Here is a 24,617-nt window from a genome sequence, read left to right as displayed (position 1 = left end):
ATGGTGGTTTGCCTTTCCGATCAGGTGACGGCGTGCGTCTGGTTGAACTCGGCCTTCTGCCACTCGCCGCTCTCCAGCACTTGGCGCAGGTGCTTCACGGCATTCCACACGTCTTCAAAGCCCAGGTACAGCGGCGTGAAGCCAAAGCGCAGGATGTCCTTGTGGCGGCCCGTGCCGCCGTCGCCCTTGCGGAAGTCGCCGATCACGCCGCGCGCAATCAGCGCCTGCACGATGGCGTAGGCACCGCTGCCCTGGCCGTTCACGCCCGCGCCTTCGTCGCGGGTGAGGCACACCTGCGAGCCGCGCTGCGCATGGTCACGCGGGGTGGCTAGGCCCAGGCCATGGCCTGCGCAGCGCTCTTCCACCAGTTGGATGAACAGGTCGGTGAGCGCTAGCGACTTGGCCCGCAGCGCGGTCATGCCGCCCAGACTTTGCGCAGCGGTGAACACATCCAGCCCGCATTGCAGCGCCGACAGGCTGATGATGGGCTGTGTGCCGCACAGGTAGCGTGTGATGCCCGGGGCGGGTTGGTAGTCGGGCGTGAAGGCAAACGGTGCAGCGTGACCCCACCAGCCGGACAGCGGCTGCCAGAAGCGGTCAGCATGGCGTGGGTGCACCCACACAAAGGCCGGTGCGCCAGGGCCGCCGTTCAAATATTTGTAGCCGCAGCCGATGGAGAAGTCGGCGCCCGCGCCGTTCAGGTCCACAGGCACCGCGCCCGCGCTGTGCGCCAGGTCCCACACGCACAGAATGCCCTGGGCGTGCGCCGCAGCAGTGATGGCAGCCATGTCGTGCATGGCGCCGGTGCGGTAGTTCACGTGCGTGAGCATCAGCACGGCCACGTCGCTGGTCAGCGATGCGGCAATTTCTTCAGGCTCCACCAGCACCAGCTCCAGCCCGCGTTCCTTGCACAGGCCTTCGGCAATGTAGAGGTCGGTGGGGAAGTTGCTGCGCTCGCTCACGATGCGCTTGCGGGTGGGGCTGTCTTCGCGGGCGATGTTGAGGGCCGCGCTCATCACCTTGTAGAGGTTGATGGAGGTGCTGTCGGTGCACACCACTTCGTCCTTGCCCGCGCCGATCAGCGGGGCAAGCTGGTTGCCCAGGCGCTGGGGCAGGTCAAACCAGCTGGCGGTGTTCCACGATTTGATGAGGTCCGTGCCCCATTCGCGGGTGACCACATCGGCCACGCGCGCGGCAGCGGCCTTGGGGGCCGCGCCCAGCGAATTGCCGTCGAGGTAGATCACGCCGGGTGGCAGGGCGAAGTGGTCGCGCAGGGCGCGCAGCGGGTCTTGGGCGTCGCGGGTGCGGCAGTCTTGAAGGGTGATGGACATGGGTGTGGGGAGAGGTGAATGCTATGTTATTGATAGCTTTTGGCGCATGTTGTACTGGCGCTTCCAGCCAAAATGCTTGAAATTCTGGGTGTCGCGCTAGTCCAGCGCCCGCAGCACGGCCCGCACGGGGGATGCATCGGCCGTGGTCAGCTTCAGCGGCAGGGCGATGAGTTCGTAGTCGCCCTCGGGCACGGCGTCGAGCACCAGGTTTTCGAGCACACGCAGACTCCGGCGGCGGATGACCTGGTGGCTGTCCAGCGTCTTGCTGTCGGCCGGGTCGATGCTGGCGGTGTCGATGCCCACCAGCAGCACGCCCAGGTCGGCCAGGCGCTCGATGGTGTCGGGCGCGTAGGCGGCCAACTGGCCGTCCCAGCGGTCCACGGGCATGTGCTCATACGTGCGCACCAGCACGCGCGGGGACAGGGTGGCGTCCACGGCGTGGGCGATGTGCTCCCAGGTGATCAGCGGCCCGCAGCCGATGGCGTGGATCACGCGGCAGGGGCCCAGAAAGGCTTCGAGCGACACGTCGCCAATGGTGGCGCCCTGTGCGTCGTAGTGCAGCGGGGCATCGGCATGAGCGCCCACATGGGGCGACATCGTGATCGCGCTCACATTGACCGGGCAGCCGGGGCCGATGGTGGCGCACCACTGCTGGCTGTAGGCCGTGTCGCCGGGGAACACGGGGCTGCCTGCGTGCACGGGCGGCGAAATATCCCAAAGCCGGCGGGCGGTGGGGGAGGAAGGCGTTGACATGGGACAAAGTTTGCATGTCCCGAAAAACCCGTGGTGTCGGTTATTTCCAACACCATGTCGATTTTTTGTTGAGGCCTAAACTATTTTGATGCGGCAGTAGCCCGGCTGCTGGAAGGGTGCCACCTTCACAGAATCAGGCCTTCCGCCAGTGGTGCCAGCGGCGCCAGCCCGTGCCGCGCACGCGCCTTGTGGCAGGCGTAGTCGCCCGCCGAGAACTCGCGGCAGGGCGCCGGGCGCAGTTCGTAGATGCTGCACGCCACCTGCTGGCCCACCTGGCCGGTGAGCGCAACGCAGCGGATGGGCACCTGCTCCGTGCCCCGCATGCGGCAGGTGCTGCCGTTCACATCCAGCGCCAGGCCGTCGGGCACCGTGCCGCCCATGGCCTGCATCTCGTACACGGCAAAGTCAACCCGAAAGCTGGCGCAGCAGGCGCCGCAGCTGAGGCACGGGTGGGCGGAATCGGCGGTGGTCATGGTGGTCGCGTCGTCGGACATGCAGTGCGTGCGTTCGGCCTGCGGCGGGGCCGTCAGGCGCTGTGGGGGAGCGGAATGCTAACGAAAAAGCCCACGCCTTTGCCATTCACACCCACGCCGATCTGCACCTGCCCGCCCATGCGCAGCACCGCCTGCCGCACGATGGCCAAGCCCAGGCCCGAGCCATTGGCGGCGTGGCCCGCGCCCCGGTAAAAGCGCTCGAACACCCGCTGGTGTTCGGTGGCCGGGATGCCCGGCCCGTCGTCCTGCACCGACAGTTGCAGTGCCGCGCCCTCGCGCCGCAGCGCCACCGCCACGTTGCCGCCGTGGGGTGTGTAGCGCAGTGCGTTGTCGATGAGGTTGTGGGCGATGGATTCGAACGCAGGCTGGTCGAGGCGGGCGGGCAAGGTGTCGGGCGCGTCCAGCGACAGCTCGATCTGCCGCGCGATGGCCTGCGGCGCAGCCTGTGCCAGCGCGCCACGCAGCCATTGCGCCACGTCCAAGTCGCGCGGCGCGGGGCGCTGCGCGTCGTCCAGCGCAGCCAGGTCCAGCAGTTGCTGCGCCAGGTGCGAGGTGCGGGCGATGGCCTGTTCCAGATGGGCCTGGGCCTGCGTGCGCTCCTCTTCGCTGGGCGAACGGGCCATCACATGGGCCTGGGCGGTGATCACGGCCAGCGGTGTGCGGATCTCGTGCGCCGCGTCCTGCACAAAGGCGCGTTCGCGTTCCACCTTGTTTCGCAGCTGGGCGAAGAGGTGGTCCAGCGACTGCTCCAGCGGCTTGAGTTCGCGGTGGCGGGCGTTGAAGCCCACCGATTGCAGGTCGTCCTGCCCGCGCTGCGCAATGCGGCTGGCCAGTTGCTGCAGCGGCCGAAGGCCATGGCGTACCGACAGCCACACCGCCAGCAGCACAAAGGGTGACGCCAGCAGCAGGTAGGGCAGCAGCGCGCGGCCGTTGTACTGCAGAAAGTTGGAGTCGGTGCGCTTGGTCTCGAACACCCGCAGCACCCAGCGCGCATTGCGGCCGGTGTAGATGCGGAATGACCGGCCTTGCAGGGCGGCTTCTTCAATAAAAGGCTCAGCGCGTTGTGAGGCGGGCGGCACGGCCACGTTCTGCAGCCCCGGCGATGCAAACACGCGCTGGCCCGATGCCGCGTCCAGCAGCTCGTGCATCTGCACCCCGGGCAGCAGCCCGATCTGGCGGCGGCGGATGTTGGTCCAGTGGTCGGTGGCCGCCACGGCCGTGGCAGCGTGGGCGGGGTCGGTGATGGAGGCCAGCGAGTCCAGCACTGCGTCACCGTATTTCATCAGGCCGGGGTCGCGGGTGATGGTGTGCTTGTAGTTGACGAAGTTGTAGCCCAGCAGCACCGCCCACACCACCACAAACGCCACCAGCACCGAGGCCACGCTGCGACGCATCAGCGTGGGCTCGGCCAGCCAGGCCCATGTGCTGCGCAACGCGTGTTTCATCGTCGTGGTCATGCTTGCAGCAGATAGCCCACGCCCCGCACCGTGCGGATCAGCTCCGCCCCGATCTTGCGGCGCAGGTTGGACACATGCACTTCAATGGCGGCAAAGTCCACGGGCTCGCCCAGCGGGTCGAGCCGCTGCGACAGCACGCTTTTGGACACCACCACGCCGGGCTCGCGCGCCAGCTCCAGGAGCAGCTGGAACTCGCGCGGCGACACGTCCAGCACCGCACCGTTGCGCTGCACCGCGTGGCGGCGCGGCTCGATCACCAGCTCGCCCAGCACCCAGCGCTCGCTGGCCTGGCGCGCACTGCGACGCAGTACGGCGCGGATGCGGGACATCAGCTCGGCCGTGGCAAAGGGCTTGATCACAAAGTCGTCCGCCCCACCGTCCAGGCCCGCCAGCCGGTCCTCCACGGCCGAGCGGGCCGTGATCACGATGATGGGCACCTGCCCGCCGTCACCCATCTGCGCACGCCAGCGCGCCAGCAGGTCGAAGCCACTGCCGTCGGGCAGCGTCAGGTCCAGCAACACGCAGTCCACCGTGGTGGCATCGACCGTGGCCGGGGCGTCCACCGCGCGGCGCAGCCACTCGCTGGTCAGGCCCTCCACCTTCAGGGCCGACTGCAGCGCGCGGCCCAGGTCCAGGTCGTCTTCGATGAGCAGGATGTGCATGGGGGGATTGTGGCGGGCGGCAGCTTAAGCCATGCCAAATGCAGAGCCTGGGTGCTGAAGTAGCCGCCAACGCGGGCGCCACTTTGGGTAGAGTGGGCGCAGCGCACGACCCAGCCGCCCCACCAGGGCGCCCTGGACGGGCGCTGCACTGCAGTCAACCCTCCGCTGACAGAAAGATAGAAAGGTATTCCTATGCAGATTGGCTTTATCGGACTGGGCGTCATGGGCCTTCCCATGGCACTGAACCTGGCGCGCGCCGGCACCCCGTTGTGGGTGTGGAACCGGTCGCCCGAGAAATGTGAGCTTCTGCGCGCCGCTGGCGCGCAAGTGGGCGCAACACCCGCCGAGGTCTGCGCGCAGGCGCAGGTCATCGTCCTCATGCTGGCCAACGAGCCGGCCATGGATGAAGCGCTGCGGCGCGGTACGCCGGCTTTTGCAGAACAGGTGCGGGACCGCACCATCGTGCACATGGGCACCACCTCACCCGAATATTCCAAGGCGCTGGAGCAGGACATCCTGGCCGCCGGCGGGCGCTATGTCGAGGCGCCTGTTTCGGGCTCGCGCAAGCCGGCAGAGGCTGGACAGCTGGTGGGCATGCTAGCGGGCGACCCGGCCAGCGTGCAGGCGGTGCAGCCCTTGCTGGCGCCCATGTGCCGCACCACCTTCGTTTGCGGGGCGGTGCCGTCGGCCTTGCTGATGAAGCTGTCGGTGAACCTCTTTCTCATCACCATGGTGACTGGACTGTGCGAAGCCGCGCACTTTGCCGACCGCAATGGCCTGGACATGGAGCTGTTCCGCTCGGTGCTCGATGCGGGCCCCATGGCCAGCAGCGTGTCGCAGATGAAGTTGGCCAAGCTGGTTGCGCGCGACTTCGAGGTGCAGGCCGCCATCCACGATGTGCTCAAGAACAACCAGCTCGTGGCCCAGGCGGCTCGTAGTGCACGGCTGGCGTCGCCGCTGCTGGATGCGTGCCACGCACTGTTCGCGCAGACCGCCGACATGGGCCTGGGGCAGGAGGACATGGTGGCGGTGGTCAGAGCGCTGGAGGCGCGTACCGAGGCGCTGTAGCGGGCCCCTCGGCCCGCAGCACGCAGCGATATGCGTGCCGCTGTGCCGGCCCGGCCCTTTGGCTGGCGCAAAGGTTGGGCACTCCACAATGCCGCCATGTTGTACGAGATGAGGAGGAGTTCCATGGCGCCAAGATGGATAGGGTGGTGTGCGGTGTTGTCGGGAGTTTTGTTGGCGGGCTGTGCCAGTGGCCCGACGCATCCCGCACTGGCAGGAGCCCAGCTGCCCGAATTGATCCCCGTGCGCGACTTCGTCGCCAGCCGCCAGTCCACCGGCGGCTACCGCGTGTCGCCCGATGGAAAGCGCATTGCCTGGTTTGGCACCGACGGCGTGGTGCCTGCGATCTGGGTGCAGTCCATCGATGGGGGCGACGCCAAGGCGTTTCGCATCCGTGCGCGCACCATCCGCTTCAGTGCCGACAGCCGCTGGCTTGGCATCACGGCCGACCCCACGGGCGATGAAAACACCCGCATCTATGCGGGCGCGGTCGAGGGCCCCGGTACCGACTTGCGCGAGCTGATGCCCGCACCGCGTTCAGTGGCGCATTTTGCGGAGGCGGTGGATGCCTCGTCCGACTTCATCGTCACCTCCAACCAGCGCGACAAAAAGGTGTTTGACCTGTACCGCGTGAACCCGGCAGGTGGCGCGCCGGTGCTGCTGGCCACCAACCCCGGCAACGTGAACTGGTGGGGCGTGGACACCACGGGCCAGCTGCGCGCCCGTGCACAGATCCAGGGCGAGCAGGTGCTGCTGGAGCGGCCCGGCACCGCGCCAGGCACCTGGGTGACCGTGGCAGAGCGCAGCCGATGGGACACGCTGAACATCTTTGGCGTGCACGATGAGGGGCGCAAGGCCTGGGCCTTGTCGAACCGGGGCCGCGACAAGCTGGCGCTGGTGCGGCTGGACCTAACCACGGGCGCCGAGGAAGAGTGGTTTGCCTCGCCCGACGTGGACCTGGATAACGTGACGCTGAGCCGCCGCACTCGCGAGCCGCTGCTGGCGTACTTCATGCCGGGCTACCCCGCGCGCAAGGTGTTCGACCCTGCGCTGGATGCTCGCCTGTCTGCGCTGGCCGGTGACAAGCCTGCAGAGGTGCTGGTGACCAGCCTGGACCAGACCGACAAGGTGCTCACGGTGGCGGTGGCCACCGACCGGGGCACGCGCAGCTACCTGCTGCGCGATGGGCACGAACTCCGCTTTCTGGGCGAGAACCGCCTGAGTCTGATTGCCAAGGACCTGGCGCCCACCGCGCCCATCTCCTACACCGCGCGCGATGGTCTCACCATCCACGGCTACCTCACGCTGCCCGTGGGGGCAGCGCCGCAGCGGCTGCCCACCGTGCTGCTGGTGCATGGCGGCCCGTGGGCGCGTGACCGCTGGGGCGACGGTGCTACCAGCCGCGCCATGCAGCAGTTTCTGGCCAACCGGGGCTATGCGGTGCTGCAGGTCAACTACCGGGGCTCCAGCGGCTACGGCCGCAACCACATGGAAAAAGCCCGGGGCGAGTTCGCGGGCCGCATGCACGACGATCTGGTGGACGGCGTGCGCTGGGCGGTGGAAAGCGGCGTGGCCGACCCGCAGCGCGTGGCGATCTATGGCGCGAGCTACGGCGGCTATTCAGCCCTGGTGGGCGCCACCTTCACGCCCGAAGTGTTTGCGTGTGCCGTGGATGTGGTGGGCGTGACGGACATCGCGCGCCTGCTGGAGGCCGCGCCGCCGTATTGGGAGCTGGGCTTGCCCTGGTGGCACCGCTATGTGGGCAACCCGGCTGTGCCGGAAGACCGCGCCCGCATGGATGCGAAGTCGCCCCTGTACCGGGCGGAGCATGCGCAAAAGCCCATCCTCATCATGCACGGCGTGAACGACCCGCGCGTGAAGCTGGAGCAGTCCGAATGGATGGTGGCGGCCCTGCGCAAGGCGGGTAAAGAGGTCGATTACGTCACCTTCAAAGGGGACGGACACGGCAACCAGCGCTGGCCCAATAACCTCACCATGTACCGCAAGACCGAGGACTTCCTCGCCCAATGCCTGGGTGGGCGGACCAGTGGTTTTGACTACTACCAGCTGGGCGCGTGGGCGTTCTGATGGGGCAGGCCGTCACTTGGTTGCTTGCCCGTTGGGAGCAGCGCGGCTGCGGGGTTGCCACCGCACTGGTCTTGGCCGCCGTGTGGGGTGCGGCAGGCGCCCAGCCCGTTGCACCAGCGGGCGCGGCCTCGGCTGCTGTAGAGGGTGCCGCCCCTGCGGCTCCGGTCTACACCCGTGCGCGGCTGGTGTCTGTGGAGATGGATGCGAGCGGCAACGCCACGCTGGTGCGGCTCAAGCTGCTGCCCCGCGCCAAGTTGCCATTCACCACACAGACCTTCCGGGTGGCCAACCCTGGATTGCTGCACGGCATTTCGCAGGGAGCCTGGGTGCAGTTCACTGCCCGGCACATCGACGGCGAAAACACGCTCACGTCCATCCGCGTCACGGCGGAGTGCAAGCGGTTTGAGCGATGTGACTGACTGCTCTGGCGGGGCAGGGCGCATTGCAGCTTGCGCTGCATCAAGGAGAGATTGCGACGGCGACCACTGCGATACAGATATTGATAGAATGAGAATCACTATTATTTGTATCGAGGCCAGTCACCATGAAAACCATGGACGATGGCGCTGCGGCGCGGTTGCATCTTCCTACGCAGCAGAACCTGTCCTCGCGGCTGGACCAGTTGCCGCGCCGCGCCTTGGGCCGGGTCACGGGCTTGTTGCCCGCGCAGGACGCGGAAGAGCACAGCATGCTGCTGCGCTTGCTGGAGATCGGCTTTCTGCCCGGTGAAACCGTACAGGTGGTCGCGCGCGGCGGCTGGGGCGGCGACCCCATCGCGGTGCGCGTCGGGCAGGCCACGTTTGCGCTGCGCCGCCAGGAGGCCTCCATGGTGCAGGTGCAGCCGCTGGATGACGCCACCCTGCCTGCCAAGGAGCTGGCATGAACGCTCAGGCCACTGTGAAGCCCACCCCCGTCGATGCGCCCCTGCGCGTAGCGCTGCTGGGCAACCCGAACTGCGGCAAGACCGCGCTGTTCAACCTGCTCACCGGCGCGCGCCAGAAGGTGGCCAACTATGCGGGCGTGACGGTGGAGCGCAAGGAGGGCCTGCTGCAGACCGCCGCCGGCCGCCGCGTGCGCGTGCTGGACCTGCCGGGCGCCTACAGCCTGCATGCACACAGTGTGGACGAGGCCATCACCCGCGACATCGTGCGCGGGCGCCGCGCGGGCGAGCCCGTGCCGGATGTGCTGGTGTGCGTGACCGATGCCACCCACCTGCGCCTGAACCTGCGCCTGGTGCTGGAGGCGCGCGCCCTGGGCCTGCCCATGGTGCTGGTGCTCAACATGATGGACGTGGCTGAGCGCCAGGGCATCGCCATCGACCGCGAGGCGCTGTCGCGCGAGCTGGGCATGCCCGTGCTGGCCACCGTGGGCGTGCGCGGCAACGGCGCCCAGGAGCTGGTGCAGTGGCTGGATGGTGCCAACCTGCAGCAGCTGCAGCGCCCCGTGGTGGCGCCGGATGCGGCGGCGCGCCTGGACGCGAGCGATCTGGAGGCGCAAAACGACGTCATCCGCACCCACCAGGAGGTGCGGCGCATTCTGGACCAGGCCGTGCGCGTGCCGGTGGTCAGCCTGCGCACGGACGACCGCATCGATGCGGTGGTGCTGCACCCGGTGTGGGGCCTGCTGATCCTGGCGGCCACGCTGTTCCTGATGTTCCAGGCGGTGTTCAGCTGGGCCGAGCTGCCCAAGTCATGGATCGAAGATGGCGTGGGCTGGCTGGCAGCCCTGGTCAACGCCCACATGGCCGACGGCCCCTTGCGCAGCCTGCTGACCGACGGGGTGCTGGCGGGTGCGGGCGGGGTGCTGGTGTTCTTGCCGCAGATCCTGTTCCTGTTCCTGTTCATCCTGGCGCTGGAGGACTCGGGCTACCTGCCGCGTGCGGCGTTCTTGCTGGACCGCGTGATGGGCACGGTGGGCCTGTCGGGCCGCTCGTTCATTCCCCTGCTGTCGAGTTTTGCCTGCGCCGTGCCAGGCGTGATGGCCACACGCTCCATCACCCACTGGCGCGACCGGCTGGTGACCATCATGATCGCCCCGCTCATGACCTGCTCGGCGCGCCTGCCGGTGTATGCGTTGCTGATCGCAGCCTTCATCCCCGAGCGCACGGTGGCGGGGGTGTTCAACCTGCAGGGCATGGTGCTGTTTGCGCTGTATGTGGCGGGCATCGTCAGCGCCATGGCCGTAGCCGCAGTGGCCAAGCTCGCCCGCAGCGACACGCGCGCCACCCCGCTGATGATGGAGCTGCCCGCGTACCGCTGGCCCAGCGTGCGCGGCCTGGCCTACGGGTTGTACGAGCGGGCGGTGATTTTCATCAAGCGGGTGGGCGGCATCATCCTGGCCGTTACCGTGTTGTTGTGGTTCCTGTCCACCTACCCCGGCGCACCAGAAGGCGCCACGCAGCCCGCCATCACCTACAGCCTGGTCGGCCAGTTGGGCCGTCTGCTGGAGGTCATCGTCGCGCCCATCGGCTTCAACTGGCAGATCGCCGTTGCCCTGGTGCCCGGCATGGCGGCGCGCGAGGTGGCGGTGAGCGCATTGGGCACGGTGTACGCGCTGTCTGCCACGGGCGACGAGGTGGCGAGCCAGCTGGGGTCGCTGATTGCGGGCTCGTGGTCGCTGGCCACTGCGCTGTCGCTGATGGCCTGGTATGTGTTTGCGCCCCAGTGCATCTCCACCATCGCCGCCGTGCGGCGTGAGACCAATGGCTGGCGCTACCCCCTGCTCATGGTGGGGTACCTGTTTGCCATGGCGTATGCCGCCAGCTTTGTGACCTACCGCGTGGCGCTGGCGCTGGGCGGGGGCTGAGGAGAAGCGTTGTGATGGCCCAGCAATTCATCGTTGGTCTGATCGTGCTCGCCGCGGCGCTCTATGTGCTCTGGCGGTACCTGCCCGGGCGCTTGCGCCAGGGGTTGGGCAAGGTCCACCCGGGCCTGGTCCAGTCGCCGGGCTGTGGTGCGAGCGATGGTGGGTGCAGCAGCTGCGGCAGTTGCGCGGCGCCATCCGATGCAGCAGCTGCAAAACCCGTGGCGATGCCTGTTCGTCGAGGGCCTGCTTCTCAGTGAGGGCTATCTTTTGTATAGCTACTAGCGCATGATTCACTAGCGCTGCAGGCTGTTTTGGCTCCAATTGACTACTGGTACATCTGGCCCTGGCCCAGCGCGCTCAGCGCCTGTTGCAGGTTGACGCGCGCCTGGGCCTCGTAGCGCTGCGCAAAGTAGTCCGTGCCGTAGATGTGCGGGCGGTCCAGAAACCCCTGCAGCACGGCGCTGCGCCCTGCCACATAGCGCGGCCAGCGCACAAAGAAGTATTCACGCCGCACGTTGCGTTCGAACTGGCGGTACACCGCGGCGTTCTGGCCCAGGATAGCGAGGTCTATATCCACCACCCACAACGCATCGCCGGTGAGTGGGCCCGGGGTGTGGCGGGTGTCCATCACATGCTGGTGCACGGTCTCGGCCAGCGTGGTGGGCAGCCCTTGGCTCAGCAGAAACTGGTGCGCCCGGTCGGCGCTGCGCTCTTCGTTGTGTGCACTCCACGGCCAATAGATGGCGTCGTGGTACCACAGGGCGAGGGCCACAGTATGGGGGTCATGGATCGCGCCGGGTTGGTGGCCCTGCAGCGCCTGCAGGTGCCGCAGGCAGGCCCGAAGGTGGGTGGTGTCGTGGTAGGCGCGGGGCCAGCGGGCCCAGCTGCGCAGCAGGCGCCGGCCCTCGGCGCGCCAGGCGGATGTATCGCGCCCCAGCGCTTGGCCCAGGGCCTGCCAGTGCGCCAGCAATTCGGCGCTGTGGGCGGGCTGGCGGCGCCAGGGCATGGGGCTGTCAGGCCAGTTTGCCCAAGAGCAGATATTCCATCAGTGCTTTTTGTACATGCATGCGGTTCTCTGCCTCATCCCACACCACCGACTGCGGCCCGTCGATCACGTCGGCCTCGACCTCTTCGCCCCGGTGTGCGGGCAGGCAGTGCATGAAGAGGGCGTCGGGTTGGGCCGCAGCCATCATTTCGGTGTCCACGCACCAGTCGGCAAAGGCCTTCTTGCGCGCTTCGTTCTCGGCTTCGTAGCCCATGCTGGTCCACACATCGGTGGTGACCAGATCGGCACCCCGGCAGGCCTCCATGGGGTTGCTAAAGAATTGATAGCTGTCAGCGCTGATTCCATGGGCGCCAGCGGCCAATTTCTCGTCCACTTCGTAGCCGCGTGGCGTGCTCACATGCACCTTGAAGCCCAGCAGCGACGCCGCCTGCAGCCAGGTGTTGGCCATGTTGTTGCCATCGCCCACCCAGGCCACCGTCTTGCCCTGGATGGAACCACGGTGCTCGATGTAGGTGAAGATGTCCGCCAGGATCTGGCAGGGGTGGTATTCGTTGGTCAGGCCGTTGATCACGGGCACGCGCGAGTTGGCGGCAAAACGCTCGATCTTGCTTTGCTCGTAGGTGCGGATCATCACCAGGTCGGTCATGCGGCTGATGACCTTGGCGCTGTCCTCGATGGGCTCGGCGCGGCCCAGCTGGCTGTCGCCCGTGGTCAGGTGCACCACACTGCCGCCGAGCTGGTACATGCCCGCCTCAAAGCTCACGCGCGTGCGGGTGCTGGCCTTCTCAAAGATCATGGCCAGCGTGCGGTCCACCAGCGGGTGGTGCTTTTCGTAGGCCTTGAACTTCTTCTTGATGAGCGCGGCGCGCTCGAACAGGTAGGCGTACTCGTCGGCGGAGAGGTCGGTGAACTGCAGGTAATGTTTCAGCGTCGTCATGGCAGTGGGACTATTCTTCATTCAGCCAGGATGGCTTTGACCAGCGGGGTCAGCTTGGCGACGATTTCGTCGGCTTCAGCCGTGGTGAGGATCAGCGGAGGCACCAGGCGGATCACGCTGTCGGCCGTGACCGACAGCAGCAGGCCTGCCTCGGCCGCGCGGCCAATCAGTGCGCCGCAGGGCTTGTTCAGCTCGATGCCCAGCATCAGGCCCTGGCCCCGGATCTCCTTCACACCGGGCAGGCTGCCCAGCTCGCGCTGCAGTGCCGCCTTGAGGTGCTCACCCACCGTGGTGGCATTTTGCAGCAGGCCGTCTTCTTCCATGATGCGAATGGTCTCGACCCCGGCGCGCATGGCCAGCGGGTTGCCGCCAAAGGTGGTGCCGTGGTTGCCGGGCTGCAGCACGTTGGCGGCCTTGGGGCCCGCCACCACTGCGCCAATCGGCACTCCGGAGCCCAGGCCCTTGGCCAGCGGCATTACGTCGGGCACGATGCCGGCCCACTGGTGGGCAAACCACTTGCCGGTGCGGCCCATGCCGCACTGCACTTCGTCGATCATCATCAGCCAGCCGCGCTCGTCGCACAGCTTGCGCAGCTGCTGCAGGTATTCCACGCGCATGGGGTTGATGCCGCCTTCGCCCTGGATGGTCTCGAAGAACACAGCCACGACGTTGGGATTGCCTTCAGTGGCCTTCTTGATGGCCTCGATGTCGTTGAGCGGCACGCGGATGAAGCCCTCGACCAGCGGGCCGAAGCCGCTGTAGATCTTGGGGTTGCCGGTGGCCGACATGGTGGCAATCGAGCGGCCGTGGAAGGCCTTTTCGTACACCACGATCTCGGGCTTGGCGATGCCCTTGTCCACGCCGAACTTGCGTGCAATCTTCAGGGCCGCCTCATTGGCCTCCAGGCCCGAGTTGCAGAAGAACACGTTCTGCATGCCCGACAGCTCCACCAGCTTGGTGGCCAGCTGCTCCTGCAGGGGCGAGTGGTAGTAGTTGGAGGTGTGGATCAGCTTGGTGATCTGGTCCTGCAGCGCGGGCACCAGCTTGGCGTGGTTGTGGCCCAGCGTGTTCACGGCAATGCCACCCAGGCCGTCCAGGTATTCCTTGCCGTTCACGTCCCACACGCGGCTGCCTTGCCCGCGGGCCAGCGCGATCGGTACGCGGCCATAGGTGTTCATCACGTGGGGCGAAGCTGCCTCAATGAAAGCGGTCATGCGGAAATCTCCAGACGGTGCAGTGGCGAAAAAACGAGTCACGATTCTAGGGGGAGCAGGGCGACGGTCTGTTGACGATTGCGCATCACTGCAATGCTGCCTGCTAGCCGACTTTTGCCTGCTTGGTGGAGCCTGGCATAGGGATTAGAGGGGTAGCTCTTATATAAGAGTTAGAATGTCGCGCTGCGGTGCAGCATGCAGTGATCCTGCGTCTGAACCCTCACTACCACTCCAATCCCCGATGGTTTCCCCCTCCTCCAAAGAAGTCTTCATCCAGGGCATCACCCACGACGGGAAAACCTTTCGTCCCAGCGACTGGGCCGAGCGGCTGGCCGGGGTGATGAGCAGCTTTCGACCCGGTGGAGCCAGGCCGGGCAGCCACTTGAGCTACTCGCCCTGGTGCATTCCCACCACGCTCAATGGCGTGAAATGTGTGGTGGTGCACCGCGACCTGCAGGGGCACGAACCCATGGCCTGGGACTTCGTGATCAATTTCGCCCGCGACAACAACCTGCAGGTGGCCGAGGCCTGCCTGCTGCCTGACGTTCCCCCGCTTCCAAAGCCCTGAGGGTGCGCCTGCCGAGGCGCTGACGGCGGCCTGCGCGCCGTGGCGCCCCTCAATAGCGCACGATGAGCGCAACGATGCCAAGGAACGCGGCCACCGCTGGTTCCATGCCAGGCAAGTCGATCACAAGCTCCCGTTTGAAGGTGATGGGCGACCTTTCCCGGATGCACCCCAGCGGTTGTCCGGTGGACAGGTGGGTGACGGGGAAGTTCTTTGTGAGCCAGCCGGAGGACGTTCCGATCTCGATGTCCGCTGGCTGCGCCATCACGATGCGCGGCAGGCGCTGACCGGCGCTTTGGCCCAGAGCGTCTGCCTGGGCGTGGATGGATTCGTCGGTGGTTTCGAGCGTATAGCGGATATCGCTGACGTATCCCCGGCTCAGGTAGCAATGCCGCACCCTCCAGGCCTGGCCATGCAAGGTCATCTGAATGTCGCCCTTGGTGGCATCTTCGGCGCTGAAGACGCGCAACCGGGCATTTTTGGCCTGCGCAAACCACGCATAGTGGAATCCGCCCAACACCAGGCTTTCGGTGTCATCCAGAAACTCGTAGGCAAAACCATCCAACGCTGATTTCTGACGCAGGATCATGGGGCCTCGTGGAGTGGGGGGTATTGCCGGGCAATGTAGCCGGTTGCTATGTGGACGCCCACAACGAAAAAACCGCCCGAAGGCGGTTTGTTCGTTTTTTTGCTGGCAGCGCACCCGTTACAAACGGCGAACGGCAGGTGCCATTCGGGCTGTTTGCCTGCCGGGGCAGGCGATGAATTGATTAAGCGGCTGCGGGTGCCAGGGCTTTCACCTTGGCAGACAGACGGCTCTTGTCGCGAGCAGCCTTGTTCTTGTGGAAGATGCCCTTGTCAGCCACGGTGTCCACCACGGCTTGCATCTTGGCGAACAGTTCGGTCGCCTTGGTCTTGTCGCCAGCCAGAACAGCCTTTTCGACGTTCTTGACAGCGGTACGGTATTTCGAACGCAGCGAGGTGTTTGCAGCGTTGATCTTGACGTCCTGACGGACGCGCTTGCGGCCCGACGCCAGGCGCGGGTTCTTCTTCTTGGGTTTTGCGGATGCCATTGTTTAGTTCCTTAGGTCTGTGGATGATGCCAGCAAAGCCCGCGATTATAGCCCAGAGCCTTTCGTTGCGCCACTGCGACAACGCTTCACGCCCACCTCACCCACTTCCTGTTCGCCTCACACGCACCGTTCACAGTGGGTGATCCACTCCCTCAAGAAGGATCGTTCTTTGAAGCTTCTGCCGCCTATTGGGTCTGAACTGCCTGCTGAAAGTGCGCGCCTGCAAGCGCATACACTCCCGCCGGTGTCACTGTTCAAAGCCGCCTCCACCGTTTCCCTGTTGACCCTCGTCTCCCGCATCACGGGGCTGGTGCGCGAGTTGCTCATGGCCTCCGTCTTTGGGGTCAGTGCCATGACGGACGCTTTCAATGTGGCGTTCCGCATTCCCAACCTGTTCCGCCGGGTGCTGGGCGAGGGCGCCTTCAGCCAGGCCTTTGTGCCGGTGTTGGCTGCCACCCGGGCCGAGGAGGGCGACGACGTTGCCAAGGCGCTGATCGATCATGTGGGCACCTTGCTGGCCTGGACGCTGGTGCTGCTGTGCATCGCAGGTGTGCTGGGCGCGCCCTGGATGGTGTGGGCGATGGCCAGTGGCATGAAACAGTCCCCCCAGGGGTTTGACGCCGCCGTCACGATGACGCGCTGGATGTTCCCCTATATCGGCTTCATGTCGCTGGTGGCGCTGGCGGGGGGCATTCTCAATACCTGGAAGAAATTTGCGGTGCCCGCCGCGTCGCCGGTGCTACTCAACATTGCCCTCATCTTGTCCATCACGCTGGGCGCGCCCTTGTTTGCGCGGCATGGCATTGAGCCCATCTATGCCCAGGCAGCGGGCGTGATGCTGGGCGGTCTGCTGCAACTGGGCATTCAGGTGCCTGCGCTGCTGCGCCTGGGACTGCTGCCGCGCATTGGCGTGCGCTGGGCGGCCATCCGTGCGGCCTGGGCCGACCCCACCACCCGCAAGGTGGCGCGCCTGATGCTACCCGCCTTGCTGGGGGTGAGCGTGGCACAGGTCTCGTTGCTCATCAACACACAGATTGCCTCGCACCTGGCCACTGGCAGCGTGAGCTGGATCACCTATGCCGACCGCCTGATGGAGCTACCCACCGCGCTGCTGGGCGTGGCGCTGGGCGTGGTGCTGATGCCGCAACTGGCCAGCGCCCGCGCCAAGCAAGACGACGAACGCTACTCCGCCATGCTCGACTGGGGGCTGCGGCTGGTGGTGGTGTTGTCGGTGCCCTGCATGGTGGCGCTGCTGGTGTTTGCCAAGCCGCTGGTGGCTGTGCTGTACCACTACGGCGCCTTTGCGGACCGGGATGTGCAGCAGACCACGCTCGCGCTGGCGGGCTACGGGGTGGGCATTGTGGGCATCGTGGCCATCAAGGTGCTGGCGCCGGGCTACTTTGCCAAGCACGACATGCGCACCCCCATGCTGATTGCGGTGGCGGTGCTGGTGTTCACGCAGATGATGAACCTGGTGCTGGTGCCCTATTTGCAGCATGCCGCGCTGACGCTGTCCATCGGCGTGGGGGCGGTCATCAACGCGACGTGGCTGCTGGTGGGGCTGCTGCGGCGTGGCAGCTACCGGCCGCTGCCAGGCTGGGGGCGGTTTGCCCTGCAGGTGGTGGCTGCCAGCGCCTTGCTGGCTGTGCTGCTGGCGTGGGGTGCGCAGCATTTCGACTGGGTGGAAATGAAAGCGCAGCGCCTGCAGCGCATCGGCCTGTTGGCAGCAATGATAGCGACCGCTGCGGTGCTGTACTTTGGCGCCCTGTGGGCCGCCGGTCTGAAGCTGCGCCAGCTGCTGCGCCGCTGACCGGCATCGGCCGTTCGGCCCCCGAAATACCCTGCAAAGCCCGTGCTTCTGTGGCTTGACGCCATGGCAGCCGCCCCGTACAAAGCTGCCATGTCCCTGAGCCTTTCCGTGCCCACCTCGCTGGAGTACTTTGCATCGCTGGTGCAAAGCGACGACCACTTTCCCTTGCTCGAAGCGGCCGCCAGCCTTGCGCAGGATGAATACCCCGAATTCGACGTGCAGCAACTGCTGGGCGATGTGGACCAGCTGCAGGCCCGCATCAAGCGCCGCCTGCCTGCCGATGCCCCTGCGCTGCAGCGGCTGCGCACGCTCAACCAGTTCTTTTTTGCCGACCTGGGCTTCGGCGGCAACATCAACAACTACTACGACCCCGAGAACAGCTACCTGAACGCCGTGCTGCGCACGCGCCGGGGCATTCCCATCAGCCTGGCCGTGCTGTGGATGGAGCTGGCCCAGGGGTTGGGCCTGCATGCGCGGGGCATTGCGTTCCCGGGGCACTTCATGGTCAAGGTGCTGCTGCCCAAGGGCCAGGTGGTGTTGGACCCGATCTCGGGCCAATCCCTGAGCCGCGAGGAACTGGCCGAGCGACTGGAGCCCTACAAGCGCCGCAACGGCTTGGTGGACGACTACGACGTACCCCTGGGCCTGTATCTGCAGGCGGCCACGCCGCGCGACATCATTGCGCGCATGCTGCGCAACCTCAAGGAAGTGCACCGCACTCAGCAGGACTGGCAGCGCCTGATTGCCGTGCTGGACCGGCTGATCGTGTTGTTGCCCGAGGCGTGGGGCGAGCGGCGCGACCGGGGGCTGGCGCACGCCGAGCGCGGCAACACGGCCGAGGCTGTGGCCGACCTGGAGGCCTATCTGGCCCACAGTGAAGACGGGCTTGACCTGGACCTCATCGCCGACCGGCTGAGCGCGCTGCGCAACGCCAACGGGTGAACCCCGGCGGCCGACTCCCCAGACAGTTTTAGAACGGCGTGCTGTCTGCAGGCAGCGCTGCCTGCAACTGCGCTACCTGGCGGCGCAGCTCGGTGTTCTCCGCCGTCAGCTCTGCCACACGCAGGCGCAGGGCGTGTAACTCGTCGGTGTTCCCTTCGGCACCGGCGGCCGGCTCTGCATGGGCTCTATCGTCTGACGGCGCCTCCTCGCGTGGCTTGCGCTTGTTGAGCTCGCGCACGCGTTTGGCCGCCTGCTTGAGTTCGTCCTTGCCGGCCGCTGCGGCCGCCACCTGTTCCTCGGCGGGCAGGGTGGCCACGGCGGCTGCGGCGTTGATGGAAATGGTGCCGGACTTGACGGCGGCCACCAACTCGGGCGCCGCCTGTTTCTGGATCTTTTCGATCATCACCACCTGGCTGCTGCTCAGCCGCGCGGCCTTGGCAATGGCCTCGCGGCTGTTCAGCGGGTCGGGAGCGGGCAGAGCGGCTGCGGCCTCGGGCACATCCGCCGTGGGGGTGGCTTCGGCGGTCTCCGTGGCGCTGGCTGCGCGCGCCTTGCGCTCGGCCATGATCTCGCGCTTGCGCAGGGCCAGCACACCGCGCTGGAAGTCGGACACGCTGCGGCGGCCCAGGTGCTGGTCGATCATCCACAGGTGCACGTCTTCCATCGACTGAAAGCGCGGGTTCTGCACGGTCTGGAACGGCAGGCCATGCTTTTGGCAGATGCCGTAGCGGTTGTGCCCGTCTACCAGCACATCGCCCCACAGCACCAGTGCGTCGCGGCAGCCTTCGGTGAGGATGCTGCGTTCCAGCGCGTCGTGTTCGTCGGGGGTCAGGGGTTCGATGTAGGCTTTGAGTTCTTCGTTGACGACGATGTTCATGGTGGCAGGCGGTCGGGGGAGCTGGGCAAGGGGCGGCATTGTAGTGGGGCTAGCCACCGGGCCTGTCGTGCATCGAACCTGCCGAACAGAGCCCCACCTACTGATCGCGCGTGCCCCGCAGGGCCAGCCAGCCCGCCACCGCCGTGAAGGCCGCCACCACGGCCACGATGATCCAGAACCCGTGGCCGTTGTCGGCCAGCGGCACACCGCCCACATTCATGCCAAACAGGCCGGCCAGGATGTTGATGGGCAGGGCCAGCACAGTCACCACCGTCAGCACAAACAGGCTGCGGCTGTTGGCCTCCTGCACGCTGGCGGCAATTTCCTCCTGTAGCAGCTTGATGCGCTCCTGCAGGCCCTGCATGTCGCGCAGCACCACAGAGAACTCTTCGGTCGAATCGCGCAGCTCCTGCGCATCGTCGGCGCCCATCCAGGCTGGTGGGTGCTGCAGCAAGCGGAACAGCGCAGCAGGCTCGGGGGCCAGCAGCCGCTGCAGCCGCACCAGCAGGCGCCGCAGCACACCCAGCCGTGCGCGCTTGTGGTCCAGGCGGCCAGCCAGCAGCGCGTCTTCCACATCGTCGATGCGCTGGGTCACACCCCGCACGATGTCCACGAGGCCTGACGCCTGCGTGCGCATCAGTTCGGCCAAAAGCGCCACGCTGGAGCACGGAGCATTGCCGCTGCGCACCGTGGTGCGCAGGGCATCCACCGACCGCAGCGGACGTGTGCGCCCGGTCACCATCAGGTGGGGCGCCACGCTGGTCCACAGCGTGGCGATGTCCGAGGGCTCGAACGCAAAATCAAAGTGGGCGTCGTTGAGCACCGCGATCAGCGTGTCATCGTCGCGTTCGATGCGCGTGGACACCGAGCGGTCCTTGAGCGCATCAAAAAAAGCTTCCGGCAAATGGGCGTGCCGCTCCATCCAGCGCACTGCCTGCGCGTGGCTCAGGTTGAAGTGCAGCCACAGAAACTGGTCTGCTGGCGCAGCACCGGCCTGCAGGCTCGCCAGCCACTGCGCAGCCTGGGCCGAATCCACCTCCTGGGGTGGGGTATCGGTGCCCAGCAGATAGCCGCAGATCAGCCCGGCGGCGTCTGCGCCGTAGTTCTGGCTGGCACTGGCGGGGAAGGGGCTGGACAAAGGCGGGGAATGGTCTGCGGGCGGCACGGCCTCGCATGCTGGCCTGTGGTTGTGACAGCGTTGTGACGGATCACGCCAGTGTCACGGCGCTGTCACCGCAGCGGTCCACCATCGCGCATCTGTTTTGCACTACTGTCGGATGGTTGCCCATGTTCCACAACAACGCCCTCGACACACAGGAGCTGATGCAACGCATCGCCAACGACCTCATTGACAGCTACGACGAAGAGATTGAGCTGGAGATCGAAGACCGCGAGGTCGATGACATCGGCGCCCCCAGCCCCGGCGACAAGCTGGCGCGCCAGCAATATTTCAAGGACCTGTTTCGCCTGCAGGGCGAGCTGGTCAAGCTGCAGGACTGGGTGCAGCACAGCCGCCAGAAGGTGGTGATCCTGTTCGAGGGGCGCGATGCCGCAGGCAAGGGCGGCGTCATCAAGCGCATCACGCAGCGCCTGAACCCCCGTGTGGCCCGCGTGGCCGCGCTGCCCGCGCCCAACGACCGCGAGCGCACGCAGTGGTACTTCCAGCGCTATGTGGCGCACCTGCCTGCGGCGGGCGAGATGGTGCTGTTTGACCGCAGCTGGTACAACCGCGCGGGCGTTGAGCGGGTGATGGGCTTTTGCACCGACGACGAATACGAAGAGTTCTTCCGCACCGTGCCCGAGTTTGAAAAGATGCTGGTGCGTTCGGGTATCACCCTCGTCAAATACTGGTTCTCCATCACCGACGAAGAGCAGCACCTGCGCTTTCTGGGCCGCATCCACGACCCGCTCAAGCAGTGGAAGCTCAGCCCCATGGACCTGGAAAGCCGCGTGCGCTGGGAGGCCTACACCAAGGCCAAGGAGACCATGCTGGAGCGCACCCACATCCCCGAAGCACCCTGGTGGGTGGTGCAGGCGGTGGACAAGAAAAAGGCGCGCCTGAACTGCATTGCGCACCTGCTGTCACAGCTGCCGTACCAGGAGGTGCCACACCCGCCCGTGGTGCTGCCCGACCGCGTGCGCAACCCCGAATACCTGCGCCAGCCCGTGCCGGCCAGCATGTACGTGCCAGAGATCTATTGAGATGGAGGCACCCGGCGGGCTGCGCGGTGGGGACGCGGCTATCTGTCCTTCAGCAGGCCAATGGTGGCGATCACGTCCCGCACCTTGAAGGGCTTGATCAGCACCCGCCGCACCTGCAAGGCCTTCATCTTCACGGCGGTGGATGCGTCCACCTGTGTGGTGGTCACCGCCACCGGCACATCGGCGCTGACGGCCAGGGCGTCGTTGCGCACCTGCTCCAGCAGGGCGACAGCCTCTTGCTCTTGCTCGTCCAGCGAGACGATCACGCCCGCATAGCTCTGATGGCTCAGCCGCTGCTGGGCCATGCGCACGCTGTTCACCTGCCGCACCACGGGCAGGTTCAGCTGGCGGGCCGTGGCCACGATGATGCTGCCGCTCAGCGAACTGGGTTCGACCAGCAGGATGTCCTGGGGGCTGCGGTCGCTCATGGGGCGGGTGCTCCCTGTTCGCGCCGTACCAGCTCTTCGACCGCCAGATCGCGCAGCGAGCCCAGGATGGCCAGATCGATGTCGTCCAGGGTGCGCGGTTTGTTGTCGATCAGGCACAGCGTGCCCACGTTCTGCCCGCCCGGCAGCTTGAGCGGGGCGCCGGCATAGAACTGGATGTGGGGCTCGCCCGTCACCAGCGGGTTGTCGATGAAGCGCTCGTCTTGGTTCACATCGGGCACCACCATGATGTCGTCCTGCAGGATGGCGTGGCCGCAGAACGAGATGCCCCGCGAGGTCTCGCACTGGTCCATACCCACGCGGGACTTGAACCACTGGCGGTCGTCGTCGATGAGCGAAAGCAGCGCCGTGGGCACATCGAACTCCTGCGCGGCAAAGGCCGTCAGGCGGTCAAACCGCTCTTCGGGCGGCGTGTCCAGAATCAGCAGCTGGCGCAGCGCCTGCAGGCGGTCGGGCTCGTTGGCAGGGCGGGGTGGTTCTTGCATGGAGGCAACCCAGGCGGGTGGTGCAGCAAAGAGCCTGATTATCAGCCGGTGCCGGGTGGTTTGCACGGTATGGCACGGCCTGGGCCACCTCCCTCAATGGCTGCGCGCACTGCCTTGCGACGGGGTGCCGCCACGCCCGAACTGGTGCCAGGCCCGGCGCAGCTGCGTGTCGGAGCTGAAGCCCGCCATCAGCGCGGCCTGTGTCACGTTCTGGCCCGAGCGCAGCGCGGCCTCGGCCGTGGCCAGGCGGATGCGGCGCAGGTACTGCAGCGGGGCAATGCCCGCATGTTCCAGAAACAGCCGTGTCAGATGGCGTGGCGACGTGTGCGCCACCTCAGCCATCTGCGGCACGCTCCAGTCGGCCTGGGGCTGCTGGCCCACGGCGTCCTGCACGCGGTGCAGGGCCGGGTGCAGGTGGTTGCGGTGGTGCAGAAAGGGCGAGAACTCGGGGTCGTTGGGCCCCCGGCGCAGCGCCACCACCATGGCCTGTGCCACCTGGGCTGCCAGCGCGGGGCCGCAGGTGTCGGAGATGCGGTGCAAGAGCAGGTCGATGCCCGTGGTCACGCCCGCGCTGCTGTACACCGCGCCATCGGCTACAAACACGCGGTTGGCCACCACGTCGCAGCGCGGGTCCACGGCGGCCAGTTCATGAAGGTGCTGATGGTGCGTGGTGGCGCGGCGCCCCGTCAGCAGGCCGGCGTGGGCGGCCAGCACCGAGCCCGCACACACGGTGATCAGCTCCAGCTGCCCCGCCACGGGGCGCAGCCCGCGCAGCCAGTGCAGCAGTGCACGCGCCTCGTCGCCGTCCACCGCGATGTGTTGCCCGGCCAGGCCCACCAGCACCACCCAGGCGGGGCTGGGCAGGGTGGCGGGCAGTGGCTCCAGCCGGGTGAGCACGGCGCCGACCGACGAGACAGACTCGGGCGTGGGGCTCACAAAGTGCTGCACAAACCGCTCGGGCTGGCCTTGCTTGGCCAGGGTCTGGTTGGCGATGCGCAGCGCCTCGGCGGGGCCCGCCCAGTCCAGCACCAGGCTGCCCGGCAGCAGGGCGAAATAGACGTGGATGGGGGAGGGGACCGGGTTCGGCATTGATGGCGTTGAGTGGCTAAAAGCGTGTCATGGCTGAGGGTTCCAGGGCGTGTCCATCTGGCGGGCCGTGCGCTCGGCCAGCGCCGCGCCCAGCAGTCGGGTGACCAGGTGCAGGCTCATGTCGATGCCCGCGCTGATGCCAGCGGACGTGACCAGCGCGCCCCGGTCCACCCAGCGCAGATTCTCCAACACGTCGAGCGCGGGGTACTGCGTGCGCAGGTCGGCAATGTCCTCCCAGTGCGTGGTCGCCGGGCCTTCGGTCAGCACCCCGGCTGCGGCCAGGATGAAGGCCCCCGTGCACACCGAGGCCGTGATCTGCGCGGCCCCAGCCGCCTGGGCCACCCAGGCGCGGGTGGCGGGGCAGGCGGCAGCGGCATCGACCACGCCGCCGGGCACGATCAGCACATCGGGTGAGGCGGCGCTGGCAAAGTCCGCATCGGGCAACACGCGCAGGCCCGCGCGGGCGCGCACCGGGTCCAGGCTGCGGGCCACACACTGCACCACGAACGGTGCGACGGCCTCCGGGTGTTGCCGCTGGTGCATGCGGCTGGCGGTGGTGAAGACCTCGTAGGGCCCGCCCAGGTCCAAGGCCTCCACTTCGTCGAACACCAGGATGGCGACCTGTAGTGGCTGCGTGCTCATGCGGCCGCCCGGTCCAGCGCCTGCTGCACGGTGCACAGCGTGGCAAAGCGGCCCTGCAGCACTGTGGCGGTACGGGTCTTGATGTCGGCGGCTGCCAGCACCTGGCCGTCGGGCTGCACCATGTCCCAGGTCAGGGTGGCGTCGGTCACGTAGTCCACGTCCCAGCCCAGGTCGGATGCGTGACGCGTGGTGGTTTCGCAGCACTGTTCGGTGCGGATGCCGCTGATGATGAGGCGCTGAATGCCATGGCGCGTGAGCCACACATCCAGCCCCGTGCCCACCAGCGCGCTGTGGCGCGACTTGGTGAAGGTGGCCGCCGCCTCGAAAGGCGCCAGGCCATCGAGCGCACGCACCTGGCCGGAGGCCTGCGAGAACGGGTTCTCGGCCACTTCGGGGCCGTCGCTGTGGAACACGCGCAGCACCGGGATGCCCTGGGCGACGCAACCGGCGATCAGCGCGTTCTGCGCCTGCAGGTAGGCGGGCAGGTCGCGTTCGGTGAAGAAGGGGCGGTGGCGGAAGGATTCCTGGACATCAATCACTATCAGACAGGTTTTCATGGTGTGCTCACAGAGGCAGTGGTTTGGATGTGCTTATGTTCGCTGCGCGGCGGCCGACGGTCCGCACTGACGGAGACAGGATTCGATCAATTTCAGCCATCATTCTGTGGCGAATGA

Annotated in this window: 26 protein-coding genes; 9 read left to right on the top strand and 17 right to left on the bottom strand. The window is 66.8% G+C overall.

Translation table 11 applies throughout. The features are described 5' to 3' along the window. Positions 1-20: 20 nt before the first annotated feature. The 5 genes from kynU to ACOYR4_RS17775 form a co-directional block, all read right to left on the bottom strand. On the bottom strand, positions 21-1,331 hold the full coding sequence (gene kynU / locus ACOYR4_RS17795; RefSeq protein ID WP_422847507.1) for a kynureninase: 1,311 nt from the start codon (positions 1,329-1,331) through the stop codon (positions 21-23). A gap of 96 nt (positions 1,332-1,427) precedes the next feature. Beyond that, positions 1,428-2,084: an arylformamidase gene (kynB, locus tag ACOYR4_RS17790; protein ID WP_422847506.1), complete on the bottom strand. Its 657-nt coding sequence runs from the start codon at positions 2,082-2,084 to the stop codon at positions 1,428-1,430. A 125-nt stretch (positions 2,085-2,209) separates the two neighbouring features. Beyond that, positions 2,210-2,578 (bottom strand): YkgJ family cysteine cluster protein, encoded by a 369-nt coding sequence (locus tag ACOYR4_RS17785; protein ID WP_422847505.1) that lies wholly within the window; start codon positions 2,576-2,578, stop codon positions 2,210-2,212. 32 nt (positions 2,579-2,610) lie between these two features. Continuing rightward, positions 2,611-4,023: a sensor histidine kinase gene (locus ACOYR4_RS17780; protein WP_422847504.1), complete on the bottom strand. Its 1,413-nt coding sequence runs from the start codon at positions 4,021-4,023 to the stop codon at positions 2,611-2,613. 8 nt (positions 4,024-4,031) lie between these two features. Continuing rightward, positions 4,032-4,697 carry a response regulator transcription factor gene (locus ACOYR4_RS17775; protein ID WP_422847503.1) on the bottom strand — a complete coding sequence of 222 codons (666 nt, stop codon included), beginning with the start codon at positions 4,695-4,697 and terminating at the stop codon, positions 4,032-4,034. Between the two features lie 192 nt (positions 4,698-4,889). Between ACOYR4_RS17775 and ACOYR4_RS17770 the strand changes: the two genes are divergently transcribed. The 5 genes from ACOYR4_RS17770 to feoB all read left to right on the top strand — a co-directional run bounded on the left by ACOYR4_RS17770 (position 4,890) and on the right by feoB (position 10,655). Beyond that, positions 4,890-5,765: an NAD(P)-dependent oxidoreductase gene (locus ACOYR4_RS17770; RefSeq protein ID WP_309822537.1), complete on the top strand. Its 876-nt coding sequence runs from the start codon at positions 4,890-4,892 to the stop codon at positions 5,763-5,765. A 240-nt stretch (positions 5,766-6,005) separates the two neighbouring features. After that, positions 6,006-7,850, top strand: a complete 1,845-nt coding sequence (locus ACOYR4_RS17765; protein ID WP_422847502.1) for a S9 family peptidase — start codon at positions 6,006-6,008, stop codon at positions 7,848-7,850. Next, a complete protein-coding gene (locus ACOYR4_RS17760; protein WP_422847501.1) occupies positions 7,838-8,269 on the top strand; it encodes a hypothetical protein in 432 nt (143 codons plus the stop codon). The genes ACOYR4_RS17765 and ACOYR4_RS17760 overlap by 13 nt, the downstream gene beginning before the upstream one ends. Before the next feature lie 134 nt (positions 8,270-8,403). Further along, a complete protein-coding gene (locus tag ACOYR4_RS17755; RefSeq protein WP_422849685.1) occupies positions 8,404-8,733 on the top strand; it encodes a FeoA family protein in 330 nt (109 codons plus the stop codon). After that, on the top strand, positions 8,730-10,655 hold the full coding sequence (gene feoB, locus ACOYR4_RS17750; RefSeq protein WP_422847500.1) for a ferrous iron transporter B: 1,926 nt from the start codon (positions 8,730-8,732) through the stop codon (positions 10,653-10,655). Before ACOYR4_RS17755 ends, feoB begins: the two co-directional genes overlap by 4 nt. 325 nt (positions 10,656-10,980) lie before the next feature. On the opposite strand, the gene ACOYR4_RS17745 is transcribed toward feoB, so the two are convergent. The 3 genes from ACOYR4_RS17745 to ACOYR4_RS17735 are packed head-to-tail and all read right to left on the bottom strand — an operon-like array spanning position 10,981 to position 13,812. Beyond that, positions 10,981-11,661 (bottom strand): hypothetical protein, encoded by a 681-nt coding sequence (locus ACOYR4_RS17745; RefSeq protein WP_422847499.1) that lies wholly within the window; start codon positions 11,659-11,661, stop codon positions 10,981-10,983. A gap of 7 nt (positions 11,662-11,668) precedes the next feature. After that, the gene (gene argF / locus ACOYR4_RS17740; RefSeq protein ID WP_422847498.1) at positions 11,669-12,598 is read right to left on the bottom strand and encodes an ornithine carbamoyltransferase; all 930 of its coding nucleotides are present in this window, start codon (positions 12,596-12,598) and stop codon (positions 11,669-11,671) included. 17 nt (positions 12,599-12,615) lie between these two features. After that, entirely contained in the window at positions 12,616-13,812 is a 1,197-nt protein-coding gene (locus ACOYR4_RS17735; RefSeq protein ID WP_015015388.1) for an aspartate aminotransferase family protein, read from the bottom strand. Positions 13,813-14,053: 241 nt separating this feature from the next. Here ACOYR4_RS17735 and ACOYR4_RS17730 point away from each other — a divergent pair, with 241 nt between their 5' ends. Then, positions 14,054-14,380, top strand: a complete 327-nt coding sequence (locus tag ACOYR4_RS17730) for a DUF3579 domain-containing protein (RefSeq protein WP_015015387.1) — start codon at positions 14,054-14,056, stop codon at positions 14,378-14,380. Positions 14,381-14,429: 49 nt separating this feature from the next. On the opposite strand, the gene ACOYR4_RS17725 is transcribed toward ACOYR4_RS17730, so the two are convergent. Together ACOYR4_RS17725 and rpsT are read right to left on the bottom strand one after the other, a co-directional pair. Continuing rightward, positions 14,430-14,966: a hypothetical protein gene (locus ACOYR4_RS17725; protein WP_422847497.1), complete on the bottom strand. Its 537-nt coding sequence runs from the start codon at positions 14,964-14,966 to the stop codon at positions 14,430-14,432. Positions 14,967-15,147: 181 nt separating this feature from the next. Beyond that, positions 15,148-15,450, bottom strand: a complete 303-nt coding sequence (gene rpsT / locus ACOYR4_RS17720) for a 30S ribosomal protein S20 (RefSeq protein ID WP_015015385.1) — start codon at positions 15,448-15,450, stop codon at positions 15,148-15,150. A gap of 244 nt (positions 15,451-15,694) precedes the next feature. Between rpsT and murJ the strand changes: the two genes are divergently transcribed. Next, positions 15,695-17,260, top strand: a complete 1,566-nt coding sequence (gene murJ, locus ACOYR4_RS17715) for a murein biosynthesis integral membrane protein MurJ (protein WP_422847496.1) — start codon at positions 15,695-15,697, stop codon at positions 17,258-17,260. A gap of 90 nt (positions 17,261-17,350) precedes the next feature. Next, positions 17,351-18,202 carry a SirB1 family protein gene (locus ACOYR4_RS17710; protein ID WP_015015383.1) on the top strand — a complete coding sequence of 284 codons (852 nt, stop codon included), beginning with the start codon at positions 17,351-17,353 and terminating at the stop codon, positions 18,200-18,202. A 28-nt stretch (positions 18,203-18,230) separates the two neighbouring features. On the opposite strand, the gene ACOYR4_RS17705 is transcribed toward ACOYR4_RS17710, so the two are convergent. Together ACOYR4_RS17705 and ACOYR4_RS17700 are read right to left on the bottom strand one after the other, a co-directional pair. Beyond that, complete coding sequence (locus ACOYR4_RS17705; RefSeq protein WP_422847495.1) at positions 18,231-19,079, bottom strand: plasmid replication/partition related protein; 849 nt, start codon at positions 19,077-19,079, stop codon at positions 18,231-18,233. A gap of 97 nt (positions 19,080-19,176) precedes the next feature. After that, positions 19,177-20,217, bottom strand: coding sequence for a transporter (locus ACOYR4_RS17700; RefSeq protein WP_422847494.1), 1,041 nt, complete (start codon positions 20,215-20,217; stop codon positions 19,177-19,179). A gap of 149 nt (positions 20,218-20,366) precedes the next feature. Here ACOYR4_RS17700 and ppk2 point away from each other — a divergent pair, with 149 nt between their 5' ends. Next, the gene (ppk2, locus tag ACOYR4_RS17695) at positions 20,367-21,281 is read left to right on the top strand and encodes a polyphosphate kinase 2 (protein ID WP_060985813.1); all 915 of its coding nucleotides are present in this window, start codon (positions 20,367-20,369) and stop codon (positions 21,279-21,281) included. Between the two features lie 38 nt (positions 21,282-21,319). Here the strand turns inward: ppk2 and ACOYR4_RS17690 are convergent, their stop codons facing one another. The 5 genes from ACOYR4_RS17690 to ACOYR4_RS17670 all read right to left on the bottom strand — a co-directional run bounded on the left by ACOYR4_RS17690 (position 21,320) and on the right by ACOYR4_RS17670 (position 24,500). Further along, the gene (locus ACOYR4_RS17690; RefSeq protein ID WP_422847493.1) at positions 21,320-21,709 is read right to left on the bottom strand and encodes a histidine kinase; all 390 of its coding nucleotides are present in this window, start codon (positions 21,707-21,709) and stop codon (positions 21,320-21,322) included. Further along, on the bottom strand, positions 21,706-22,212 hold the full coding sequence (locus tag ACOYR4_RS17685) for a GAF domain-containing protein (RefSeq protein WP_110960039.1): 507 nt from the start codon (positions 22,210-22,212) through the stop codon (positions 21,706-21,708). The genes ACOYR4_RS17690 and ACOYR4_RS17685 overlap by 4 nt, the downstream gene beginning before the upstream one ends. Before the next feature lie 93 nt (positions 22,213-22,305). Further along, positions 22,306-23,301: a GlxA family transcriptional regulator gene (locus ACOYR4_RS17680; protein WP_422847492.1), complete on the bottom strand. Its 996-nt coding sequence runs from the start codon at positions 23,299-23,301 to the stop codon at positions 22,306-22,308. Between the two features lie 27 nt (positions 23,302-23,328). After that, complete coding sequence (locus tag ACOYR4_RS17675; RefSeq protein WP_422847491.1) at positions 23,329-23,943, bottom strand: DJ-1/PfpI family protein; 615 nt, start codon at positions 23,941-23,943, stop codon at positions 23,329-23,331. Further along, a complete protein-coding gene (locus tag ACOYR4_RS17670; RefSeq protein ID WP_422847490.1) occupies positions 23,940-24,500 on the bottom strand; it encodes an isochorismatase family protein in 561 nt (186 codons plus the stop codon). The genes ACOYR4_RS17675 and ACOYR4_RS17670 overlap by 4 nt, the downstream gene beginning before the upstream one ends. Positions 24,501-24,617 lie beyond the last annotated feature (117 nt).

Source organism: Acidovorax sp. M14, assembly GCF_049331375.1.
Classification (GTDB): Bacteria; Pseudomonadota; Gammaproteobacteria; order Burkholderiales; family Burkholderiaceae_C; genus Acidovorax.
Note: the sequence above shows the minus strand (reverse complement) of the source record. Positions and strands in the feature narration are given on the sequence as shown.

Excerpts from the sequence above, each read along its gene's own strand:
- kynU (WP_422847507.1), bottom strand. The coding sequence starts at position 1,331 with ATGTCCATCACCCTTCAAGACTGCCGCACCCGCGACGCCCAAGACCCG.
- kynB (WP_422847506.1), bottom strand. The coding sequence starts at position 2,084 with ATGTCAACGCCTTCCTCCCCCACCGCCCGCCGGCTTTGGGATATTTCG.
- ACOYR4_RS17785 (WP_422847505.1), bottom strand. The coding sequence starts at position 2,578 with ATGTCCGACGACGCGACCACCATGACCACCGCCGATTCCGCCCACCCG.
- ACOYR4_RS17780 (WP_422847504.1), bottom strand. The coding sequence starts at position 4,023 with ATGAAACACGCGTTGCGCAGCACATGGGCCTGGCTGGCCGAGCCCACG.
- ACOYR4_RS17775 (WP_422847503.1), bottom strand. The coding sequence starts at position 4,697 with ATGCACATCCTGCTCATCGAAGACGACCTGGACCTGGGCCGCGCGCTG.
- ACOYR4_RS17770 (WP_309822537.1), top strand. The coding sequence starts at position 4,890 with ATGCAGATTGGCTTTATCGGACTGGGCGTCATGGGCCTTCCCATGGCA.
- ACOYR4_RS17755 (WP_422849685.1), top strand. The coding sequence starts at position 8,404 with ATGGACGATGGCGCTGCGGCGCGGTTGCATCTTCCTACGCAGCAGAAC.
- feoB (WP_422847500.1), top strand. The coding sequence starts at position 8,730 with ATGAACGCTCAGGCCACTGTGAAGCCCACCCCCGTCGATGCGCCCCTG.
- ACOYR4_RS17745 (WP_422847499.1), bottom strand. The coding sequence starts at position 11,661 with ATGCCCTGGCGCCGCCAGCCCGCCCACAGCGCCGAATTGCTGGCGCAC.
- argF (WP_422847498.1), bottom strand. The coding sequence starts at position 12,598 with ATGACGACGCTGAAACATTACCTGCAGTTCACCGACCTCTCCGCCGAC.
- ACOYR4_RS17735 (WP_015015388.1), bottom strand. The coding sequence starts at position 13,812 with ATGACCGCTTTCATTGAGGCAGCTTCGCCCCACGTGATGAACACCTAT.
- ACOYR4_RS17730 (WP_015015387.1), top strand. The coding sequence starts at position 14,054 with ATGGTTTCCCCCTCCTCCAAAGAAGTCTTCATCCAGGGCATCACCCAC.
- ACOYR4_RS17725 (WP_422847497.1), bottom strand. The coding sequence starts at position 14,966 with ATGATCCTGCGTCAGAAATCAGCGTTGGATGGTTTTGCCTACGAGTTT.
- rpsT (WP_015015385.1), bottom strand. The coding sequence starts at position 15,450 with ATGGCATCCGCAAAACCCAAGAAGAAGAACCCGCGCCTGGCGTCGGGC.
- ACOYR4_RS17710 (WP_015015383.1), top strand. The coding sequence starts at position 17,351 with ATGTCCCTGAGCCTTTCCGTGCCCACCTCGCTGGAGTACTTTGCATCG.
- ACOYR4_RS17705 (WP_422847495.1), bottom strand. The coding sequence starts at position 19,079 with ATGAACATCGTCGTCAACGAAGAACTCAAAGCCTACATCGAACCCCTG.
- ppk2 (WP_060985813.1), top strand. The coding sequence starts at position 20,367 with ATGTTCCACAACAACGCCCTCGACACACAGGAGCTGATGCAACGCATC.
- ACOYR4_RS17690 (WP_422847493.1), bottom strand. The coding sequence starts at position 21,709 with ATGAGCGACCGCAGCCCCCAGGACATCCTGCTGGTCGAACCCAGTTCG.
- ACOYR4_RS17685 (WP_110960039.1), bottom strand. The coding sequence starts at position 22,212 with ATGCAAGAACCACCCCGCCCTGCCAACGAGCCCGACCGCCTGCAGGCG.
- ACOYR4_RS17680 (WP_422847492.1), bottom strand. The coding sequence starts at position 23,301 with ATGCCGAACCCGGTCCCCTCCCCCATCCACGTCTATTTCGCCCTGCTG.
- ACOYR4_RS17675 (WP_422847491.1), bottom strand. The coding sequence starts at position 23,943 with ATGAGCACGCAGCCACTACAGGTCGCCATCCTGGTGTTCGACGAAGTG.
- ACOYR4_RS17670 (WP_422847490.1), bottom strand. The coding sequence starts at position 24,500 with ATGAAAACCTGTCTGATAGTGATTGATGTCCAGGAATCCTTCCGCCAC.